13 protein-coding genes are annotated in these 19,854 nt (G+C 49.4%); 9 read left to right on the plus strand and 4 right to left on the minus strand.

Annotation, left to right across the window (positions count from 1 at the left end; all coding sequences use genetic code 11):
- Positions 1–135: 135 nt before the first annotated feature.
- Complete coding sequence (locus tag FXF61_RS00260; protein WP_151183381.1) at positions 136–357, minus strand: penicillin-binding protein; 222 nt, start codon at positions 355–357, stop codon at positions 136–138.
- Between the two features lie 298 nt (positions 358–655).
- On the opposite strand from FXF61_RS00260, the gene polA reads away from it, so the two are divergent.
- From polA to FXF61_RS00280, 4 genes are all read left to right on the plus strand, one after another.
- A complete protein-coding gene (polA, locus tag FXF61_RS00265; protein WP_151183382.1) occupies positions 656–3,472 on the plus strand; it encodes a DNA polymerase I in 2,817 nt (938 codons plus the stop codon).
- A gap of 326 nt (positions 3,473–3,798) precedes the next feature.
- Positions 3,799–5,976, plus strand: coding sequence for a malate synthase G (locus tag FXF61_RS00270; RefSeq protein WP_151183383.1), 2,178 nt, complete (start codon positions 3,799–3,801; stop codon positions 5,974–5,976).
- Positions 5,977–6,210: 234 nt separating this feature from the next.
- The gene (locus FXF61_RS00275; RefSeq protein ID WP_151183384.1) at positions 6,211–8,148 is read left to right on the plus strand and encodes a putative nucleotidyltransferase substrate binding domain-containing protein; all 1,938 of its coding nucleotides are present in this window, start codon (positions 6,211–6,213) and stop codon (positions 8,146–8,148) included.
- Positions 8,145–8,846, plus strand: coding sequence for a PolC-type DNA polymerase III (locus tag FXF61_RS00280; RefSeq protein ID WP_151183385.1), 702 nt, complete (start codon positions 8,145–8,147; stop codon positions 8,844–8,846). The genes FXF61_RS00275 and FXF61_RS00280 overlap by 4 nt, the downstream gene beginning before the upstream one ends.
- Positions 8,847–8,954: 108 nt before the next feature.
- Here the strand turns inward: FXF61_RS00280 and gshA are convergent, their stop codons facing one another.
- Together gshA and FXF61_RS00290 are read right to left on the minus strand one after the other, a co-directional pair.
- A complete protein-coding gene (gene gshA, locus FXF61_RS00285) occupies positions 8,955–10,526 on the minus strand; it encodes a glutamate--cysteine ligase (protein ID WP_151183386.1) in 1,572 nt (523 codons plus the stop codon).
- Between the two features lie 120 nt (positions 10,527–10,646).
- Positions 10,647–12,962, minus strand: a complete 2,316-nt coding sequence (locus tag FXF61_RS00290; RefSeq protein ID WP_151183387.1) for a Tex family protein — start codon at positions 12,960–12,962, stop codon at positions 10,647–10,649.
- A gap of 189 nt (positions 12,963–13,151) precedes the next feature.
- Between FXF61_RS00290 and ompR the strand changes: the two genes are divergently transcribed.
- The 5 genes from ompR (at position 13,152) to FXF61_RS00315 (ending at position 18,238) form a co-directional block, all read left to right on the plus strand.
- Positions 13,152–13,874, plus strand: a complete 723-nt coding sequence (gene ompR, locus FXF61_RS00295; RefSeq protein WP_151183388.1) for a two-component system response regulator OmpR — start codon at positions 13,152–13,154, stop codon at positions 13,872–13,874.
- The gene (locus FXF61_RS00300; protein WP_151183389.1) at positions 13,871–15,199 is read left to right on the plus strand and encodes an ATP-binding protein; all 1,329 of its coding nucleotides are present in this window, start codon (positions 13,871–13,873) and stop codon (positions 15,197–15,199) included. Before ompR ends, FXF61_RS00300 begins: the two co-directional genes overlap by 4 nt.
- 19 nt (positions 15,200–15,218) lie before the next feature.
- Positions 15,219–15,608, plus strand: a complete 390-nt coding sequence (locus FXF61_RS00305; RefSeq protein WP_151183390.1) for an RNA-binding S4 domain-containing protein — start codon at positions 15,219–15,221, stop codon at positions 15,606–15,608.
- 91 nt (positions 15,609–15,699) lie between these two features.
- Positions 15,700–16,593: an Hsp33 family molecular chaperone HslO gene (gene hslO, locus FXF61_RS00310; protein WP_151183391.1), complete on the plus strand. Its 894-nt coding sequence runs from the start codon at positions 15,700–15,702 to the stop codon at positions 16,591–16,593.
- Between the two features lie 103 nt (positions 16,594–16,696).
- Positions 16,697–18,238 (plus strand): phosphoenolpyruvate carboxykinase, encoded by a 1,542-nt coding sequence (locus tag FXF61_RS00315; RefSeq protein WP_151183392.1) that lies wholly within the window; start codon positions 16,697–16,699, stop codon positions 18,236–18,238.
- A gap of 149 nt (positions 18,239–18,387) precedes the next feature.
- Here the strand turns inward: FXF61_RS00315 and zwf are convergent, their stop codons facing one another.
- The gene (gene zwf / locus FXF61_RS00320; protein WP_178087327.1) at positions 18,388–19,824 is read right to left on the minus strand and encodes a glucose-6-phosphate dehydrogenase; all 1,437 of its coding nucleotides are present in this window, start codon (positions 19,822–19,824) and stop codon (positions 18,388–18,390) included.
- Between the last annotated feature and the right edge of the window lie 30 nt (positions 19,825–19,854).

A 19,854-nucleotide genomic window follows, 5' to 3' on the forward strand; every position in this document is an offset into this window, starting at 1 on the left:
TCGCTGCAAAGGCAGCGATAAAAATACTTTGCCTCAGCACTCAGGTTACAGCAAGCACCTAATGGAGTTTCTTAATCTCACTCAGTCAGAGGGCATTAAGTCCATCGACACAGTGTGATCCTATCGGTGCTCTGCTTAGTAGGATGAATTAGGCGTGTTTTGAGGATCAATTTCGCCGTACACCTCTTCAGGGTCAACATCGTTGAGCAATAACATTTCTTTCACTGTTTCAATGTGCTCGAGTACGACTTGATAATGCTCGCCGTATTCGTATTTGGTAACGTCGATGGCTTTGGGCATATAAATAAAGGCGGTTTTAAGTGCTTGCAGGGCATCGCTGCTTAGTTTGTCAGTCATGTAAACTCCTATGGTAGCTGCGGCGCTGTGGTTATCCGTGCATGGGCAAGGCTGACCGCTAAAAATAGACTTGCATAAGTTAGAGCCGGGTTGGCTTAAACGTATGCAGGCAGTATCACAGATCATGCTAGCAAAAAATCGCTACCCCGCGCAGGGAATCATTTTAGACGCCTGTAACATTGTTAGATTGACTGCTAACGCTACAGGCTGGGCGCTATAAGGTGTTTGCCTGTATGCTAGTTTGCTGATTATCCTGTTATTTATTTCGTTGTTTTAGTTATTAAGGTTGGTTATCCGCATGTCTCAGGCTCCTTTAGTTCTGGTTGATGGCTCATCATATTTATATCGTGCATTTCACGCGCTGCCTCCGCTAATGACTTCCACAGGCGTACCGACTGGTGCGGTTAAAGGCGTACTGAATATGCTGCGCAGTTTGCAAAAGCAATACCCTGACAGTGTTATTACGGTGATTTTTGATGCTAAAGGGCCAACCTTTCGTGATGAGCTCTTTGCTGAGTACAAGGCACAACGCCCGCGTATGCCAGACGACTTGCGCGTGCAAATTGAACCTTTGCACGAGTGTGTGAAGGCCATGGGCTTCCCTTTTTTATGCGTAGAAGGTGTCGAAGCCGATGATGTGATTGGCACCCTGGCGCGCAGTAGCACGTTGGCTGAACGCGATGTGGTGGTTTCCACTGGCGATAAAGATATGGCACAGCTGGTCAATGGTCATGTGAGCTTAGTCAATACCATGTACAACACTAAAACAGACAGTGCTGGGGTGGTAGAAAAATTTGGTATTGGCCCCGAACTCATTATTGATTACTTAGCCTTGATGGGTGATAAATCCGACAACATCCCTGGTGTGCCGGGGGTGGGTGAAAAAACAGCGCTGGGTTTATTGGTTGGTCTGGGTGATATGGATGCGATTTATGACAACATCGATAAAGTCGCCAGTCTGCCGATTCGGGGGGCTAAAACACTAGGTGCCAAGCTGTTAGAGCATCGTGAAATGGCGTATTTGTCGCGTAAACTGGCGACGATCAAAACTGATGTTGAACTAGAGCTGGATATTGAGCAGATGCGCATGCAGGAGCCACAAGACGAGATCTTAATGGAACTGTATCAGCGTTTAGAATTTAAAAGCTGGCAAGATGAAATACGCCGCCGCAGTGGTGCAGCATCCAATAACGCTAACACCGTTGCGCCAAGTAGTGCTGCTGATGATTTGTTTGCAACACCTGTTGCACCTGACGCACAGAGCAATGCCGATACTGAGCCGACTGCAGCCGAGGCCGAGTCTCAAGCGCAATACCACACCATTCTCACGGACCAAGCCTTTGCGGATTGGCTGCAGCGTTTAAGCGCAGCTAAGTTGTTTGCCTTTGATACCGAAACCACCAGTGTGGATGCGCAGCAGGCACGCTTAGTCGGCATATCTTTTGCCGTTGCTGAAGGTGAGGCAGCTTATGTGCCCTTGGCGCACAGTTACATGGGCGTGCCAGAGCAGTTGGATAAGAAAAAAGTGCTGGATGCATTACGGCCACTGCTGGAAGATCCAGCGATTAGCAAAGTCTGCCAAAACGGTAAGTACGATATTAACGTGCTGGCGCGTTATGAGATTGCTGTGCAGGGTGTACGTTTTGACACCATGTTGGAATCCTATGTACTCAATTCCACCGCCACGCGTCATGATATGGACAGTTTGGCGCTGCGCTATTTAAATCGCAGTACCATTCGCTTTGAAGATGTCGCGGGTAAAGGTGCTAAGCAGCTGACTTTTGATCAGGTTGATCTCACTATTGCCGGTCCTTATGCAGCAGAGGATGCAGAGATTACCCTGTGTTTGCATAATCGCTTAATTAAAGAGCTGCAAGATATACCGCCACTGTTAGATGTACTGGACAGTATTGAAATACCCTTGATGCCAGTATTGGCACGCATCGAGCGTTGTGGTGCCTTAGTTGATGCGCATTTATTGGGTCAACAAAGCTTAGAGCTGGCAGAAAAACTCACTGAGCTGGAGCGCCAGACCTTCGCAATTGCCGGTGAGGCATTTAATTTAGCCTCACCAAAACAATTGGGTGTGGTCCTCTATGAAAAACTAGGGCTGCCAATTTTGGCAAAAACCGCCAAAGGCCAGCCCAGCACTGCTGAGGCGGTTCTGTCTGAATTGGCTGAGCAAGGCCACGAACTGCCAGTGTTGCTGATGCAGTATCGCAGTCTGAGCAAACTAAAAAGCACTTATACTGACCGTTTGCCTGAGCAAATTAACCCGCTGACAGGTCGTATTCATACCAGTTATCACCAAGCAGTCACCGCAACGGGGCGTTTATCATCGAGCGACCCGAATCTACAAAATATACCTATTCGCAGCGCTGAAGGTCGTCGTATTCGCCAAGCCTTTATTGCCCCTAAAGGCTACAAATTGTTGGCCGCTGACTACTCGCAAATTGAGCTACGAATTATGGCGCACTTAGCACAAGATGCCGGCCTGCTTGAGGCTTTCCGCAACGATCGTGATGTGCATAAAGCCACTGCGTCTGAAGTGTTTTCTGTTGCTTTAGATGAGGTAAGCAGCGATCAGCGGCGCAGTGCTAAGGCGATTAACTTCGGATTGATTTATGGCATGAGTGCGCATGGACTAGCCAAGCAAATTGGTTGCGATCGAGGTCAGGCGCAAATGTATATGGACCGCTACTTTGCTCGTTACCCAGGTGTGCTTGATTACATGGAGCGCACACGCCAGCAAGCCAGTGAGCAAGGTTATGTAGAAACCTTATTTGGTCGTCGCTTGTACTTGCCCGATATTAAGGCTAAAAACGCTGCGATTCGAAAAGGTGCTGAACGCACTGCAATTAATGCTCCGATGCAAGGCAGTGCCGCCGATATCATTAAGCGCGCGATGATCAAGGTGGATGAGTGGCTGGCGGAGACTGGCCTTGATGCGCGAGTGATCATGCAGGTGCATGATGAATTAGTGCTGGAAGTACGTGAAGATCAGGTTGACGCGCTACGTGATGGTTTATTGCCATTGATGAGCGCAGGGGCAACTTTAGATGTGCCGTTAATTGTTGAGGCAGGGGTGGGTGATAATTGGGATCAGGCGCACTAAAAAATAATTTGCAGGCGGCTGGAACTATTCGCAGGACTGGGTAGTCAGAGTATTTGAATGGTTATGGATGCCGTTTTTGACACTCCTTGATGTGTTTTATGTTGGCAGATATCCGGGCTACCCCCTAGCAGTCCGGGCTTCAACTCCGAATCTCTCCCCCCGTGAGGTTCGGAGTTTTTTTTGCCTGTTAAAGTAAGCATAAGTAAAAACCTCCTTACATATTTCCCTCTGCTTTTTTTTAAATATTCATGTAGTATTTATCTGTATGCACTACATGGCCTAATGGCCGTTCTATTTGAGGCTTTTCCAAGCAGAGTGAGGCAAAAATGACTGATCGCGTTCAAGTCGGTGGCTTGCAGGTCGCCAAAGTTTTATATGACTTCGTTAACACCCAAGCTATTCCAGGCACTGGTCTGACTGCAGAGCAGTTCTGGGAAGGCGCAACGACGGTCTTGAAAGACCTTGCACCGAAAAACCGTGCCCTGCTAGACAAACGTGATGCCTTACAAGCACAAATTGATGAGTGGCACCTTGCACGTAAGGGCCAAGCTCATGACGCAGTTGCTTATAAAGCGTTTCTGCAAGAAATTGGATATCTGTTGCCAGAAGCAGCAGACTTTCAAGCCAGCACACAAAATGTTGACGACGAAATTGCTCGTATGGCAGGTCCACAATTGGTGGTGCCTGTAACTAATGCACGTTTTGCTCTTAACGCTGCTAATGCGCGTTGGGGATCTTTGTATGACGCTTTGTATGGCACTGATGTCATCAGTGAAGACGGCGGCGCAGAGAAAGGTAAGGGTTACAACAAAGTGCGTGGCGATAAAGTTATCGCCTATGCTCGTGCTTTTCTAGATACATCAGCACCTTTAGCTGCTGGATCACATGCTGATGCAAAGGGCTACCGTATCGAAGACGGTAAGCTGGTTGTCAGCCTAAAAGGTGGCAGCAACACAGGTTTGGCAGATGATGCGCAGCTTGTTGGCTTCCAAGGCGAGGCTGCTGCGCCTACAGTTGTTTTGTTGAAAAATAATGGCCTACACTTTGAAATTCAAATTGATGCCACCAGCATGATTGGTCAAACCGATCCGGCCGGTATCAAAGACATCATGGTTGAAGCAGCTTTAACTACAATTATGGACTGTGAAGACTCCATTGCTGCAGTTGATGCCGATGACAAAACACTGGTGTACAGCAACTGGCTGGGCCTGATGAAGGGTGATCTGTCAGAGAGCGTGACTAAAGGCGATAAAACCTTTACTCGCGTGATGAATCCAGACCGCGTTTACACTGCTGCAGATGGCGGTGAGGTAACCTTGCATGGTCGCTCATTATTGTTCATTCGTAATGTTGGCCATTTAATGACTAACCCTGCGATTTTGGATGAACAAGGCAACGAAATGCCTGAAGGCATTATGGATGCGCTGTTCACCAGTTTAATTGCCATGCACAACCTGAAGGGCAACACCGCACGTCAAAACAGCCGCACTGGTAGCATGTACATTGTTAAGCCAAAAATGCACGGCCCAGAAGAAGTAGCCTTTGCTGATGAGTTGTTTGCCCGCACTGAAGATGTTTTAGGCTTGGCACGCAACACCCTGAAAATGGGTATCATGGATGAAGAGCGTCGCACCACTGTTAACTTGAAAGCCTGTATTGCGCAAGCCAAAGAGCGTGTTGTATTTATTAACACAGGTTTCCTTGATCGCACTGGTGATGAGATTCATACCTCGATGGAAGCGGGCGCAATGGTTCGCAAAACAGCCATGCGTGGCGAGAAGTGGATCGCAGCCTACGAAGACTGGAACGTTGACACAGGACTGGCTACCGGTCTGTCTGGCGTTGCACAAATCGGTAAAGGCATGTGGGCGATGCCTGACTTGATGGCAGCTATGGTTGAGCAAAAAATCGGCCATCCAAAGGCCGGTGCTAATACTGCATGGGTACCATCACCCACTGCAGCAACTTTACACGCACTGCATTACCACGAAGTTGATGTATTTGCTCGTCAAGAAGAGTTGAAGAAGCGTCAATTTGCTTCAATCGACGATATTCTAACCATTCCATTGGCCCCAAGTACTGACTGGAGTGCTGAGGAAATTCAGAACGAGTTAGACAACAACGCACAAGGCATCTTGGGTTATGTTGTACGTTGGATCGACCAAAGTGTCGGTTGTTCTAAAGTACCTGACATCAATGATGTTGGTTTGATGGAAGATCGTGCTACTTTGCGTATCTCAAGCCAACACATGGCCAATTGGCTGCGTCACGGTATCGTGAGCGAGGCGCAAATCGTTGAAACCATGCAGCGTATGGCTGTGGTGGTTGACCGTCAGAATGCTGATGATCCAATCTACAAGCCAATGGCGGCAAATTTCGATGATAACGTCGCGTTCCAAGCGTCTTTGGAGTTGGTACTGCAAGGCCGTGAACAGCCTAACGGTTATACTGAGCCAGTGCTGCACCGTCGTCGTCGCGAATTTAAAGCTAAAAACGGCTTATAATTTGTAGAGATGTACAGTGTTAACAAAAAACCGCCTTAGGGCGGTTTTTTGTTGGCTGCTATTGCTATAAAAGCGCTGTTCAATTGTGCTTAAGCCTGTGAAAATAACCGCTGACTAATAACAATAAAACGCCATAAAGTTTAAGTCGACAGTCGTACGAGGCCGTCAAACTTACGTCCAGTAGACGCGTTAGATAAAAACTTTAGGATGGCTTAATTGAGTAGGAGAGTTTTCATGAGCAGGAGTGAAGCCTTTGCAAAAACAGGGCGTGCAGCAGTGCAACAAAATATCCAAGGCACGCTGGAGTTTCTGCAAAAATATCCGCCTTTTAACCAGATGGAGCTTGCCCATCTCAGTTTTCTAGTCGAAAACTGCCAGCTACGTTTTTACGCTGAAGGCGAAAAAGTCGTCTGCCCAGAAGATGGGCTGGTTGAGTTTTTTTATATCGTCAAGCAGGGTACGATTTATGGCGAGCGCCGGCAAGGGCAAGACAGTAGCAAAGAAACGACCTTTGAAATCACTACAGGGGAGTGTTTTCCGATCGCGGCGTTATTGGGTGAGCGTGCCACCCGTACCTCGCATATTGCAGCAGTGGACACCTTTTGCTTACTGCTGGATAAAGCCGCATTCGTTAAGATTTTCACTAAGAGCAATCCGTTTCGTGATTTTTCGTTGCGCGGCATCAGTAGTTTGCTTGATCAAGCCAATCAGCAAGTGCAAAGCCGTGCAGCAGAAACCTTGGGTTCACAGCTCTCCTTAGAAACCAAGTTGGCCGAGCTGTTGATGCGGGAACCGGTGACCTGTCAAGGCGATTTACCTTTGCATAAAGCTGTGCAACTTATGCATGAGCAGCAAATCAGCAGTGTGATGATTGCCGATGAGATGCAGCGTCTGCAAGGAATTTTCACCCTGCGTGATCTGCGCCGAGTGATCGCTGATGCGAATGCCGATTTACGCCAGCCCATCAGCGAATTTATGACCCCTAATCCGTTCCATTTGTCACCGCAAGCCTCAGCTTTTGATGCCGCGCTGGCGATGACTGAGCGCCACTTTACCCATGTTTGTTTGGTGGAAGATGGCCGTTTAGTGGGGATGATTTCTGAGCGTGATCTGTTCTCTTTACAGCGTGTTGACTTGGTTCACTTGGCGCGCGCTGTGCGTAATGCCGTCTCGGTTGAAAGTCTGGCGCAACTGCGCGAGGACATTCGCTCGTTAGTCGATCGAATGATTGCTCACGGTGCCAGCCCTGAGCAGGTGACACGTTTAATTACCTTGCTTAATGATCATACGGTGTCACGGGTTATTGAGCTGTGTATGGAGCAGCATGGTGATCCTGGGGTGGAATTTACTTGGCTGGTATTCGGTAGCGAGGGGCGTAAAGAGCAAACGCTGTATACCGATCAAGATAACGGTATTTTATTTGAGGCCAGCAGCCAAGAAGAAGCCAATGCGATTCGGCAAAAGCTGCTGCCACTGGCGCGTGAAATTAACTTAGCGCTGGATGATTGTGGTTTTACCTTGTGTAAAGGCAATATCATGGCTGGTAATGCTGAGCTGTGCTTGTCTCGTGAAGAGTGGACGCGGCGCTTCAGTAAAATTGTGCGCGAAGCCACTGCAGAAAACCTGCTCTATTCAACAATCTTCTTTGATTTGCGCGCGATTTGGGGGCCGCTAGAAGGCTGTCAAATATTGCGCCGCGAAATGCTGGCATTGATTCGTAGCAATGATGTATTTCAGCGTCTGCTGGCGCAAGCTTCTTTGCAGCACAAGCCGCCGCTGGGTGGGTTGTTTCGCGACTTCTCTTTAGATAAAAAAGGTGCCGAAAAAGACACCTTAGACCTTAAAATTAAGGGCCTAACGCCCTTTGTTGATGGTGCGCGGGTGTTGGCGCTCAGTCATGGTATTGAAAGCAGCAACACGCTTGAGCGCTTTCGCCAGCTGGTGAGCAAAGGTGTGATCGAGCGCTTAGATGGTGATGCTTATGCTGAGGCGTATCATTTTATTCAATTGATTCGTATGCAACAGCACCAGCAGCAAGCGCGCAATGAGCTGGCATACTCGAACCGGATTTATCCCGATGAGTTAAATCATTTGGATCGCCGTATTTTGCGTGAGGCGTTTCGTCAAGCACAACGTTTGCAAGCCAGCATAGCCTTCAGGTATCAGCTTTGAAATTTTTTAGTTGGTTGCGTAAAAGTCCTGAGCTGCGCCAGAGCGATGCTGTGCGCTTAGCTGCTTTGGCACCGGCCCCTGTACCGGGTAATCAGCCGTTGAATGAGCAGCGCTTCGTTGTGGTTGATCTGGAAACCAGTGGCTTGAATACTGCTAAAGATAAAATTCTATCCATTGGTGCGGTTACCATTGAGAACTCAGCGATTGCTTTAGGTGATCAATTTAGTTGCACGCTGCGTCGCGTGAACCATGCGGTCAGTGAAAGTGTATTGATTCACCAAATCCCGCCCAGTGAAGTGGCGGCTGGTATGCGAGCCGAAAAAGCTTTCTTAAGCTTTATGGAATACGTTGGTAGCAGCCCACTATTAGCGTTTCATGCAAGCTTTGATCAGCGCATGCTGGTGCGTGAAATGAATGATGCGTTTGCTTATAACTTGCGCCATCCTTTTTATGATGTTGCTGAAATTGCGCCCTTGCTGTACCCCGAGCACGGTATGCGTAATCCTGGTTTAGATGATTGGGTAGCGTTTTTTGGCCTGCAGGTTTTGCAGCGCCATAACGCCAGTGCTGATGCAATGGTCACTGCTGAGTTGATGCTGATCCTGCTTAAACGTGCTGAACAGCAAGGTATTGCTGATCTAGCAACGCTGGATGTCAGCTTGCAAAATTGGCGTCGCCGCCAGCAGCATACTTTATAGTTGCTGTGCGCAGGAACATCAGTTTGTAGCCGATAGCCGATAGCCGATAGCCGATAGCTGATAGCCACACTGCGCATCAGAATACGATGCGCAGCGCGACTTGGTAGCCTAAACAGCGTTGGCTAAGAATTCGGCCATAAACTCATCAAAACTGCATTGCGGTTGTTGCTCAATTGCCTGCTGCGCTTGGTGAGAGCGCTCGGCAAGCTCTTGGTAATGCGCTATTTTACTTGTGTCTAAGGGCGGTGCGCTTAACAGTTGCGCGTGCTGCAGGCTCTGTTTTAAAGCAAACTGGCTGAAGCTGTCTTTGTGCTCGCGCATGCAGGCTAACACTTGCGCTGATGGTGTGAGGTCTGGGTTGTGGAGTTTTTCCATTTGTTTGCGTAAGGCCTCAGTGTGCTCGGTGGTGGCGTAGCTGTCATCGAGTAGCTGCGCGCAGGCTTGCATCTTCTCAAACAATTCAAGACTCCAGTCCAGCATGCTGATAGCTTGACTGTTGCGCTGCAGTTGCAAGTTGGGCTTGCGACCTTGCTTGACCACAGTTAAAAAGTTTTCAGTGGTTTCCGGGCATTCTTTATCGCAGAGCAGTGGGCTGTCTTCCAGTGCGCAATACAATAAGAATGTATCTAAAAAGCGTGCTTGCGTTAAATCGATACCTAGCGGCAAGAAGGGGTTGATATCAATACAGCGCACTTCGACGTACTGAATGCCACGGTCAATCAAAGCATCAACCGGACGTTCACCATCATTGGTGATGCGTTTCGGGCGCATGGTTGAGTAGTATTCATTTTCAATTTGCAAGATATTGGTATTGATTTGTATCCACTCATCGCCTTGCTTGCTGCCAATTTTTTCGTAGTCTGGATAGGGCGTATTGACTGCACGGCGCAAGCTATCGGTGTAACTGCTGAGCTTGTCGTAGCAGGGGGTTAAGCCCGCTTGTGCATTGCTTTGGTAGCCAAGGTCACTCATGCGCAAACTGGTGGCGTAAGGCAGATACAGGGTGTCTTCATCAAAGCTGTCGAGTTGATGCTCACGGCCGCGTAAGAAACTGATATCCAGAGCGGGTGACGCACCAAATAAATACATCAACAGCCAGCTGTAGCGGCGAAAGTTACGGATTAAGCTGATATAGCGTGCCGACTGATAGTCCTGTGGCGAGCGCGGATCATTTTCTGCTTCGCGCAACAACTCCCAAATTGAATCAGGCAAGGAGAAGTTATAGTGAATACCGGCAATACACTGCATGGCTTTGCCGTAGCGTACTGACAAGCCTTTGCGATACACGTATTTTAATTGACCGATATTGGAACTGCCGTACTGGCCAATGGGGATCTGCTCTTCTTTGGGCAGGTGGCCTGGCATCGATGGGCTCCACAGTAATTCCTGATCAAGGTTGGCGACAGTGAAGCGATGGATGTCTTCCAGTTCCGCTAGGGTCTGTGCTGAGTCAGGGTGGGCGTCGGTAATAAATTCTAGCAAGGCTTCTGAGTAATCAGTGGTAATGCTGCCGTGGGTGAGGGCAGAACCAAGGACTTTAGGGTGCGGGGTGAGCGCTAAGCGGCCGTTGCGTTCAACACGCAGGCTTTCGCGTTCAATACCGTGCAAGCAGTGCTTGAGCTGTGCTAAAGCTTCGGGCTGGCTGAGAAGCGCCAGACGACGAGAATATGTATCGCTCAAGGGAAATTCCTCAATAGGGCATCGTGGCAATATGGGGGTGGTGATCACCAAGTACAAGGGCGTATGCCGACTTTTAGCACAGCATGCGCCTTGCATGTCATAAAAAGAGCGGTGTAACCGTTACTTTTTCTTCAGTTTTTTCGCCTCAGCAAACAAAGCGGCCATGGCGCTGTTATTGGGTGCGGGTTTGTCTTGCTGAGCATGACGCTCGCTGCGCGGCGTATTACGCGCTTGTGGCGCACGTGCTGCGGGTGCTGGTTTTTCGCCAGGGTTGTCACTCATACGCATGGATAAAGCAATGCGTGCACGGGGAATATCGACATCCATCACTTTCACTTTAACAATATCGCCTGCCTTAACCACTTGATAGGGGTCTTTAACAAAACTCTCTGATAGCGCAGAAATATGGACTAAGCCATCTTGGTGCACGCCAATATCAACAAAGGCACCAAAATTGGTGACGTTGGTGATCACACCTTCGAGCACCATGCCTAGAGTTAAATCTTTTAAACTTTCCACGCCGTCTTGAAACGCTGCTGTTTTAAACTCAGGGCGTGGGTCGCGAGCCGGTTTATCCAGTTCTTGCAGGATATCGGTAACGGTCGGCAAACCATAGGTGTCATCGGTGAACCGCTTGGGGTCCAGCTGCTTTAAAAAGGCTGAGTCGCCGATCAGTGAGCGAATGTCACGCTGGGTATCTTGCGCAATACGCGTGACCAGTGGATAGGTTTCAGGATGCACTGCGGATGCGTCGAGCGGGTTTTTCCCGTTCATCACGCGCAAGAAACCTGCAGCCAATTCAAAAGTTTTTTCACCAAGGCGTGGGACTTTTTTCAGTGCCGCACGGCTGCTAAAAGCACCGTGCTCGTCACGGAAGGCTACGATGTTTTTCGCCAGCGTGCTGTTGAGGCCAGAGATACGGGCGAGTAGGGCATCCGAGGCAGTGTTGACATCAACTCCGACTGCGTTCACACAGTCTTCCACTACCGCATCCAGCGAGCGCGCCAGTTGTGTTTGTGAAACGTCATGTTGGTACTGACCGACACCAATGGCTTTTGGGTCGATTTTTACCAGTTCGGCCAATGGGTCTTGCAAGCGACGGGCAATAGAGACAGCGCCGCGCAGTGATACATCGAGGTCGGGAAATTCTTGCGCGGCCAAGGCTGAGGCTGAATACACCGAAGCGCCGGCCTCGCTGACCATCACTTTGCTCATGCGTAATTCAGGCAGCAGTTTTACCAGCTCAATCGCCAGACGATCTGACTCACGGCTGCCGGTACCATTACCTATGGCAATCAATTGCACCTGATGTTTTTTGCACAGTTGCGCCAACGTAGTCAGGCTGGCATCCCATTTATTGTGCGGTACATGCGGATACACGGTGGCGGTATCCAGTACTTTACCGGTGGCATCCACCACGGCAATTTTGCAGCCGGTGCGCAAACCGGGGTCAATACCTAAAGTGCAGCGTGGACCAGCCGGGGCAGCCAGTAACAAATCATGCAGGTTGCGGGCGAAGACATTGATGGCTTCTGTTTCTGAGGCTTCACGCAGCTGACCAAATAAATCGGTTTCTAGATGGCTAGAAAGCTTCACACGCCATGTCCAGCGCACCACTTCTGCTAGCCATGCATCAGCGGGGCGACCCGTGTTTTTGATCGAAAAGTGTTCAGCGATCACCACCTCACAAGGGTGCATACTGCCCGCCGTCTCTTCGCCTAAGCTTAAACTGGCGGTTAAAAAACCTTCATTGCGGCCACGGAAAATCGCCAAGGCGCGGTGTGAGGGTACATTTCTGAAGCGCTCGTCATGCTCAAAGTAATCACTGAATTTGGCGCCGTCCTGCTCTTTGCCCTTGACCACGCGTGCTGTTAGCAGCGCATCGCGTTGCAGCATATTACGCAAGCGTTCTAATAATGCAGCGTCTTCAGCAAAGCGCTCCATAAGGATGTATTTTGCGCCTTCCAAGACGGCTTTTTCATCGGCAAAGCCGTTTTCAGCATCAATAAAGCGCGCCGCTTCTACGTGCGGGTCATGGTTGGCATCGTTAAATAATAAGTCGGCTAACTCGCCTAAACCAGCTTCCAAAGCAATTTGACCTTTAGTGCGGCGCTTCTTTTTATAAGGCAAATAAAGATCTTCTAAGCGGGTTTTGGTGTCGGCTTGCTCAATGGCGTGCTGCAACTCAGGTGTGAGTTTGCCTTGCTCGTCAATGGACGCCAGAATTGATGCACGTCGATCGTCAAGTTCGCGTAAATAGCGCAAGCGCTCCTCAAGATTGCGCAGCTGAGTATCGTCTAAGCTGCCGGTGATTTCTTTACGGTAGCGAGCAATAAATGGCACAGTCGCCCCTTCGTCCAGCAAGGCAATGGTGGCGGTCACTTGCTGTGGGTGAACACCCAGTTCTGTGGCAATTCGAGTACTTATGCTATCCATGAAGCTACCTGAGTCAGTCAAAAAAGCAGGATAGGCCTGCATTAAAAAAAGCAATTATAGGGCAAATCAGCCAGCAAACCAGCACCACGGTCGCTGAAGAAAGATTTGCTAACAATGCCCTGTACGCAACTTTGCAATGATTGCGGCATACTAGCTGCTCTATATAGACATTCAATAGGTAGATAAAGCATGAGCGTAGCTGAAGGTGAAAAAATCCTCATTGTCGATGATGATGAACGCTTACGTCGCTTACTTGAGCGTTTTTTAAGCGAGCAAGGTTATCGTGTGCGCGGCGTGGAAAGTGCCGAGCAGATGGATCGTGTGTTGGCGCGCGAGCTGTTTAATTTAGTGGTGCTGGATTTAATGATGCCGGGTGAGGACGGTTTGTCAGTTTGCCGTCGGCTGCGCGAGGGCAATAATCAAGTGCCGATTATTATGCTCACTGCTAAAGGTGATGAAGCCAGTCGCATTCATGGCTTAGAACTGGGTGCGGATGATTATCTGGCCAAGCCGTTTAATCCTCGCGAGTTATTAGCGCGGATTAAAGCCGTATTGCGCAGGCAAAGCACCAGTGTGCCAGGTGCACCGGGTAACGAAGAAGCCAGTGTGACCTTTGGTGATTACAGCCTTTCTTTGGCGACTCGAGAACTGCGCAAGGGTGATCAGGTGCACATGCTTACCACAGGTGAATTTGCCGTATTAAAAGCCCTGGTTGAGCATCCTCGTGAGCCGTTGACCCGCGATAAACTGATGAGCTTAGCGCGTGGCCGCGAATGGGACGCCTTAGAGCGTTCGATTGATGTGCAGGTGTCGCGTTTGCGCCGCATGATCGAGCCTGACCCGTCTAAGCCGCGTTACATTCAAACAGTTTGGGGTGTGGGCTACGTGTTTGTCCCTGATGGCGATAAATGAAAACATCATTATTTTACCCGCAAAGTTTTTTTGCCCGCACGCTATGGATGGTGTTGCTGGCCGTGCTTTTCTCCAAAGCACAGACTCTTATTTACTTGATGCTCAATGAAGATGTGTTGGTTGATCGTCAATACAGTCACGGTGCGGCGCTGACCTTGCGCGCGTACTGGGCTTCGCCACAAAGTGAGCGTGCAGCGATTGCTAAAGCAGCAGGGCTACAGTTGGTGGCCGAAGATGATGTGCCTGTTGGTGAGCAGCATTGGCCGTACAGCGATATCTTTTCTGAGCAAATGCGCTCAGAGCTGGGTGAAGATACACGTGTGCAAATTCGTGCACAAAATCCGCCGTCGTTGTGGGTGCATGCACCGAGCTTAGGCCCGGACTGGATCCGCGTCCCCTTGTATCCGCACCCTTTGCGCGGGCAGCGCGTCTGGAACTTAGTGGCGTGGTTTTTAGGCATTGGCCTGTTATCGACTGGTGCAGCATGGATCTTTGTCAGTCAGCTCAGTGCACCGCTAAAACGCTTAGTGATTGCTGCGCGTTTATTTGGTCAAGGGCGTAGTGTGCGCTTACCTGTGGATGTTGATACTGCCAGTGAAATGGCGGAAGTGTATCGTGCCTTTAATCAGATGACTGATGATGTTGAGCAAGCGGGCCGTGAGCGAGAGCTGATGTTGGCAGGTGTTTCACATGACTTACGCACACCCTTAACACGTTTGCGCCTATCACTTGAGTTGCTCGATAGCGATAACGAATTGACCAACGATATGGTGCGCGATATCGAAGATATGAATGCTATTTTGGATCAGTTCTTGGCGTTTATTCGTGATGGCCGTGATGAGCCGATGGAAATCTGTGATCTAAGTGAGTTGATTAATTCGGTAGTGGCTCCATTTAGCCAACAGGGGCATGAGATACGCGTCTGCCTAGAGGCTATGCCGTCACTGCCACTGCGCCGCGTTTCGATAAAGCGTATGTTGGTTAACTTACTTGAAAATGCGCTGCGGTACGGCGGCCAAGGCATTGAAATGGTTGCTTCGGTGGTGCACGACGAGGACGTGCCCTATGTTGCAATCAGCGTGCTGGATCGTGGTGAAGGGGTTGAGCCTGAAGATCTGCAACGCATGTTTAATCCGTTTATTCGTGGTGACAAAGCGCGTGGCGGGCAAGGCGCAGGGCTAGGTTTAGCTATCGTGCAGCGCATTGCTGCGCAACATGGCGGCAGTGTCGAGTTGCATAATCGTGCCGGCGGAGGGCTAGAGGCAACAGTGTGCTTACCAATTACGGTAGGTAACATCAGTGAGCAGTACAGCACTGAGCAATAACACAGGGTGAAAGCACAACATGAGTGATGCACAGCAAGACAAGGTTCGACTGGATAAATGGCTCTGGGCTGCACGCTTTTTTAAAACGCGCGCATTGGCTAAAGAGGCTATTGAAGGCGGTAAGGTGCATTGCCGAGGCGAGCGTTGCAAACCATCAAAAGAACCTAAAGTAGGTGATGAGCTGGTTATACGTGCTGGCTACGATGAGCGCACAGTGGTGATTGAGCAATTAAGCGCTGTGCGCCGTGGCGCACCGCAAGCACAGCTGTTGTACCGTGAGACAGACGACAGTGTGGCGGCGCGCGAAAAAGCGTCAGCTTTGCGTAAGGCTGGTGCGCTAGGCATCCAAACCGATGGTCGCCCAAGCAAGAAACAGCGGCGTCAGATTCATCGCTTTAAAGATCAATAGGCTGCTGCTGGCAGCGGCAAAATACATCTAAGTTAAGTTAATTTTTTCATCGCGGCTTATACTAAGCTGATATTTTTTCTGTGGGTGTTGTATGGCGGATTTTGATTTTACCCAGCGCTTTATTTTTGAGAGCACTGATGTGCGTGGCGAGTTGGCCAGCTTGGAGGAGAGCTATGCGCATGTGTTAGCTAAGCATGAGTACCCTGAACCGGTTGCGGCTTTATTGGGTGAGCTGATGACAGCTGCGGCCCTGCTTGTTAATACGTTAAAGTTTGATGGTCTATTGGTTCTTCAAGCCCGCTCCAGCGGAGCTGTGCCATTGCTGATGGTTGAATGTTCAAGTGATCGTGAATTGCGCGCTATTGCTCGTTATGAGAGTGAGCAGATTAATAGCGCTGCCAGCTTGCAAGAGTTGATGCCTGAAGGTGTACTGGCGATAACGGTAGACCCTCGTCAAGGGCAACGCTATCAAGGTTTGGTCGCGTTAGATGGGGAAACCTTAGCGGACTGCTTTACCAGCTATTTTATTAACTCTGCGCAATTGCCAACACGTTTTTGGTTGTATGCCGACGGTCAACGCGCGCGCGGCATGTTATTGCAGCAGTTGCCTGCCGACTGCTTGCCAGACCCAGAAGAACGTGAAGCCAGTTGGCAACATGTGGTTGCTCTAGCGTCAACGCTCAGTGGCGAAGAGTTGCTGGGTTTAGATAACGAGACAATTTTGCACCGCTTGTACCACGATGAGCAGCTGCGCTTATTTGCCGGAACTGACCTGAAATTCCATTGCAGTTGCACGCGTGAGCGCTCTGCACAAGCCTTGCTGAGCCTGGGCTTAGCTGATCTGCAGTTGTTGCTGGCTGAAAAAGCAGGCACTATTGAGATTGATTGTCAGTTCTGCAATCAAACGTATTTATTTAATGAAGAAGATGTAATGCAAATGTTTGCTGAGCAGGGTGCGCCTGACTCATCAAATACTGTGCATTAATTACATAAGTCTGGCATAATCGCGGGCACTTTTTACCGTGTAGTGCTTTAGCAAGAGCACTACAAAACTTCTAGAGGATTCGGCCCAGGCCGTTGGGGATCTCATGACGCAAGCAAAAACCGCTGTATACACTGATATTAGCGCTGCCCAATTAATTGAAGAAGCTATTCGCCGTGGCGAAGGTCATTTGGCTGTGAATGGCTCACTGGTTGTTGAGACAGGTTATCGCACGGGCCGCTCACCGGCTGATCGTTTTATCGTGCAGGAGCCCAGCACTGAATCTCAGATCGCTTGGGGCCCAATTAACCGTCCGATTGCACCTGCTATTTTTGATGCATTATGGACGCGTGTTGAAGCGTACGTGGCAGAGCGTGAAAGCTTTGTGTCGCACGTGCATGTCGGTTCTGATCCGACGCATTACTTGCCAGTCAAAATGACCACAACCACTGCCTGGCATAACCTGTTTGGCCGTTGCTTGTTCATTACTCCAGAGACATTTAACGAGTCTAACAAAGAGCAGTGGCAAATCATTAACGCACCGTTTTTTGAGTGTGTGCCAGAGCGTGATGGTACCAACTCTGATGGTTGTGTAATGATTAACTTTGCGGCGAAAAAAGTGTTGTTAGCGGGCATGCAGTACGCTGGCGAAATGAAAAAATCCATGTTCTCAGTACAGAATTTCTTATTGCCAGCGCACGATGTGCTGCCAATGCACTGTGCTGCAAACGTTGGTGAAGAGGGCGACACTACTTTATTCTTTGGCTTGTCCGGTACCGGTAAAACCACGTTGTCAGCCGATGAAAGCCGTTACCTGATTGGTGATGACGAGCACGGCTGGGGTGTTGGCACTGTGTTCAATATCGAAGGCGGTTGCTATGCAAAATGCATCGACTTGTCTGAGAAAAACGAGCCAGTGATCTGGAAAGCCATCAAGTTTGGTGCGGTATTGGAAAACGTTGTGCTTGATGAGCAGCGTGTACCTGATTACACCAATGACAGCTTGACGCAAAATACGCGTGCAGCTTACCCGTTGGCCAACGTTGAAAAGCGTGTGATTGAAAACCGTGCTGGTGAGCCAAACGCTGTTATTTTCTTGACCTGTGACCTGACTGGCGTACTACCACCGGTTTCAATCTTGAATAACGAACAAGCTGCTTACCACTTCTTGTCAGGCTACACCGCATTGGTGGGTTCAACCGAAATGGGCGAAGGGTCTGGTATTAAATCAACCTTCTCAACCTGCTTTGGTGCGCCATTCTTCCCACGCCCTGCGGGTGAATATGCTGATCTGTTGATTAAGCGTATTCAAGGTTTCGATTCAAAAGTCTACTTGGTGAATACAGGTTGGACTGGTGGTGGTTACGGTGTTGGTCAGCGTTTCAATATTCCAACCACGCGTGCAGTGATTGCTGCGATTCAAGGCGGCAGCCTAGTGGGCACAGAAACTGAGCACTTGCCGGTTATTAACTTGGACGTACCAAAAGTTGTTCCAGGTGTTGAGAGTGTTTTACTCAACCCGCGTAATACCTGGTCTGATAAAGACGCATACGATACAGCAGCGAAAGAGCTGGCGGCTAAGTTTGTTGAAAACTTCAAGAAATTTGACGTGTCTGATGCAATCAAAAATGCTGGACCACAAATCTAAGCATTAAACTTGTGTGCGTTGTACATAAAAAAACCGCCTTCGGGCGGTTTTTTTATGGCGAGGCGACTGCCATTTGTGGCAAAACATGCTGCATCTTGATTATTGATCAATAAGCATTTTAGCTTGTGACTGAGTTGTCTAGAGTGATGCTATTGATGCCAAGCTCTAGCGTTTTTTTCCAGCAAGCTATGCGCTTGCTCCGGCCCGCTTGAGCCTGCAGGGTAAGGGCGCGGGCGCTGGTAGTGCTGCTGCCAGCCCTTAAGAATAGGATCAACCCACTGCCATGCTGCTTCCACCTCGTCACGGCGCATAAATAGTGTCGAGTCGTTTTCAATCACGTCCAGCAGTAAGCGCTCATAGGCTTCCCAGCGACGGTTATCTTGAAAGGCTTTAGCTAAATTAATTTCTAACTCGACTGGTTCCAAGTGCATGCCTTTGCCAGGCGTCTTGGCCATCAGCTCAATGCTAATGCGCTCTTCTGGCTGCAAACGAATCAGTAAATGATTGGCTTGGCTGTCGCTAAATAAACTATGCGGCACAGGTTTAAATTGGATGATGATTTCAGACGCTTTATTGGCCAAGCGTTTGCCGGTGCGTAAGTAAAAAGGTACACCGGCCCAGCGCCAGTTATCAATTTCCACCTCGATGGCAACAAAGGTTTCGGTATCGCTGTCGTTATCCACATCTTTTTCAAAGTAATAGGCCGGTGTGCTATGACCACCAATCTGTCCTGCGCTGTACTGTCCGCGCACGGTTTTGTCGCGTACATCTAAACCATGAATGGGTTTAAGCGCTTGCAGGATTTTTACTTTTTCATTGCGTACGGAGTCCGCATCAAAACGTACCGGCGCTTCCATTGCCACCAAGCACAGCAGTTGTAGTAAATGATTTTGCAGCATGTCACGCATAGCGCCCGCGTGATCATAATAGGCTCCACGATTTTCTACGCCGAGTGTTTCGGTCACGCTGATCTGTACGTGGTCAATATGTGCTGAGCGCCAAACCGGTTCAAACAGCGCATTGGCAAAACGTAAAGCCATTAGGTTTTGTACAGTTTCTTTACCGAGGTAGTGATCAATGCGGAACACTTGCTCCTCGCTAAAGGCTTTACCAATTGCGTTATTGATTGCTAGAGCTGATTGCAGCGAGTGACCAATTGGCTTTTCAATGACAATTCGGGTATTGCCGCCAGCAAGCCCCGTTAGCGCCAGATTCGAAGCGATGCTTTCAAATAAGTGCGGTGCGGTGGCTAAATAATAAATGCAGCCGCGCTGGCTGTCAGTTGCTAGAAAATGGCCGAGACGACTAAAGTCCGCCGTTTGCTCGGCATTCATTGCAAAGTATTCAAGGCGCTGGCTGAAACTCTGCCACGAGGCTTCAATAAAATCCTTGCCTTCAATTTGCGCACGACAGTGACGCTCAGCCAACTCTATATAGGATTGGCGTGCGAGCAGCTTTCGTGAAATACCAATGATGCGCATACTGGCAGGTAGGCGCTGCTCACGGTGTAAGTGGTAGAGTGCGGGCAGTAATTTATGCAGGGCTAAATCGCCAGTGCCACCAAACACTAACATGTCATAAGGCATGCTCAAGGTTGCTCTCCTATGGGAAAAACG

The sequence above is a fragment of the Pseudomonas sp. C27(2019) genome (assembly GCF_008807395.1).
GTDB lineage: Bacteria > Pseudomonadota > Gammaproteobacteria > Pseudomonadales > Pseudomonadaceae > Denitrificimonas.